The organism is Ventrimonas faecis, assembly GCF_040096075.1.
GTDB lineage: Bacteria > Bacillota > Clostridia > Lachnospirales > Lachnospiraceae > Brotaphodocola > Brotaphodocola faecis.
On record NZ_JBBMFJ010000061.1, the window covers coordinates 1 to 2,769 of the forward strand.

At 43.6% G+C, this 2,769-nt stretch carries 3 protein-coding genes; 2 read left to right on the top strand and 1 reads right to left on the bottom strand.

The genetic code is table 11. The features are described 5' to 3' along the window. Positions 1-84: 84 nt before the first annotated feature. Entirely contained in the window at positions 85-321 is a 237-nt protein-coding gene (locus tag WMO41_RS15700) for an MATE family efflux transporter (protein ID WP_349230575.1), read from the bottom strand. Between the two features lie 73 nt (positions 322-394). On the opposite strand from WMO41_RS15700, the gene WMO41_RS15705 reads away from it, so the two are divergent. Together WMO41_RS15705 and WMO41_RS15710 are read left to right on the top strand one after the other, a co-directional pair. Continuing rightward, entirely contained in the window at positions 395-1,162 is a 768-nt protein-coding gene (locus tag WMO41_RS15705; protein WP_349230573.1) for a zinc ribbon domain-containing protein, read from the top strand. Positions 1,163-1,245: 83 nt separating this feature from the next. Continuing rightward, positions 1,246-2,487, top strand: coding sequence for an IS256 family transposase (locus WMO41_RS15710; RefSeq protein ID WP_349230574.1), 1,242 nt, complete (start codon positions 1,246-1,248; stop codon positions 2,485-2,487). Positions 2,488-2,769 lie beyond the last annotated feature (282 nt).

Consider the following 2,769-nt stretch of genomic DNA (forward strand, 5'->3'; position numbering starts at 1 on the left):
AGGCAAAAATCCCATTGCCGAAGGCAATTTTCAATGGATTTTTGCCCGTAACTGTGAGGGTACTGAACAGTTACGGGATTAAAATTAATATGCAGGAATTTTTAAGCATGTCATATGCTGTTCTTTATGCTGTCCAATCTGCCGGGCAATGAGCACATTGACTCCGATGGATAATCCAGATGACAAAGACACGATCAGAGCAATGATTTCCCCATTGGTTCCTGCGGCGGCCAGCGCCGATGATGTATCGAATAGTCCCACAATTGCGGTATCGGCGGCATTGAATAATTGCTGGAGCATGCTGCTCAGCGCAATCGGGATGGTGAATGCAACAGCAAGTTGCTTTCATCGCCCCCAATTTTCCTGTATGATATACCTAAAGGAGGGCGGAGCTATGGAGACAAAGAAGATTATTTATAAACTTCGTACCCAAAGGGGAATGTCACAGGATGAATTAGCTGAGAAAATTATGGTGACAAGGCAGGCGGTATCCCGGTGGGAAAATGGAGAAACGGTCCCCAACACCGAAACACTGAAGCTTTTATCGAAGGAGTTTGGTGTATCCATCAATACACTTCTGGGAGAACCCAGAAAACTGATCTGCCAGTGCTGCGGAATGCCGCTGGAGGATGATGCTATTTTAGGCCACAATCGTGATGGCAGTCTGAATGAAGATTACTGTAAGTGGTGCTATGCGGACGGAACCTACACCTACAGTGATATGGATGAACTGATTGATGTCTGTACAAAACACATGGTGAATCAGGACTTTTCCGAAGATCAGGCGCGCGCCTATATGAAGGAAATGCTGCCAAAACTGGATTACTGGAAACGGTATGAAGAGCTCAGTGATCGCGGCCAGTTTGAAGAATTCAAGAAAAAGCTGATCGCAGAAATCAACGACCTTCATATCGAAGGGATGCCAGAGGTGCAGAAACTGAATGCTCTGGTTGGAAAATACGTGAATCTGGAGTATCGGCTCCCAAATGGGGAATGTGTAAAATTCCTGGATGATGAGAAAACCTATCTTGGCAATCAGCTGGAATCGGAATTCGGTGGTGAACGGTACTTTGGAGTCCTCGCCGCTATGGATTTTATCATGATCAGTACCTACGGAGCCAAGGGGGAGGATCCGGAACTGGTTCTTTATAAAAAGAGATAAGAGCCTGTGAAACTTTTTCTGTAAAATAACCATCATAAGGTCCTTCTATGATAAAATAAATATCATTAGGAGGGCCTTTTATTATGGCAAGACAAAAGAAACCTGTACACAGAGTACAAATGACCGATGGAAAAAGAAATATCATTCGTCAGCTTCTCGAAGAATACGATATTGAGACTGCTGAAGATATCCAGGATGCTCTTAAAGATCTCCTTGGCGGCACCCTCAAGGAAATGATGGAGGCAGAAATGGATGAACATCTCGGATATGAGAAATCCGAGCGTTCTGACAACGACGATTATCGAAACGGCTATAAACGCAAGCAGGTAAACAGTCGGTATGGTTCTATGGAAATCGAAGTACCACAAGATCGAAAGTCCACCTTTGAACCACAGGTTGTCAAAAAGCGTCAGAAGGATATTTCTGACATTGACCAGAAGATTATCTCCATGTATGCCAAAGGAATGACTACACGCCAAATTTCGGAAACGATTGAAGATATCTATGGCTTCGAAACATCTGAGAGTTTTATTTCTGATGTAACAGATAAGATACTTCCGCAGATTGAAGACTGGCAGAATCGACCGCTAGACGACGTGTATCCGATTCTTTACATTGATGCTATCCACTATTCTGTGCGGGACAACGGAGTGATTCGTAAACTTGCAGCCTATGTAATTCTGGGCATTAACACAGAGGGCAAAAAGGAAGTATTGACCATCACGATTGGTGACAATGAAAGTGCGAAATACTGGCTTTCTGTCTTAAATGAACTAAAAAATCGAGGGGTTAAAGATATCCTGATTATCTGTGCAGACGGCCTTACAGGCATTAAAGAAGCGATTTCGGCGGCATTTCCAAAGACAGAATATCAGAGGTGTATTGTCCATCAGGTAAGAAATACGCTGAAATACGTTCCGGATAAAGACAGGAAAGCTTTCGCTACAGATTTAAAAACCATCTATCAGGCTGCTGATGAGCAGAAGGCTCTGGCTGCTTTAGACCGTGTGACAGAAAAATGGAGTCCGAAATATCCGAATTCCATGAAACGCTGGAAGGACAACTGGGATGCCGTTTCTCCAATTTTTAAGTTTTCAACCACTGTCCGGAAGGTCATTTATACAACAAATGCGATAGAATCACTGAACTCCACATACCGGAAACTGAATCGTCAGAGAAGCGTATTTCCAAGTGATACAGCGCTGTTAAAAGCCTTATATCTGGCCACTTTCGAGTCTACTAAGAAATGGACAACTACCATCCGGGACTGGGGCCAGGTCTATGGGGAGTTGAGTATCATGTACGAAGGACGACTTCCAGAATAAGTAAAAACATAATCTAAGACAGGCGGCGAGCCGCCTGCTCTTGACATGCCCAGCAGTAACTGTTATATATAAAACAAGGGTGAAAAGCCTGATTTGTAAGCTTCTCACCCTTCATTATCATAGAAGAATCTAATTTACAGAGATTTTCTCATAGTCTCAGAGATAACCGTGTCAGGCAAGCAGATTTTCGTTTGACATTTTCCCCAAATAGTATCGGAAACAATCGGTCTCAGGCACAAAAAAGGTAGTGGCTTCCATTACCTACGCGCCTGCAGACCGATT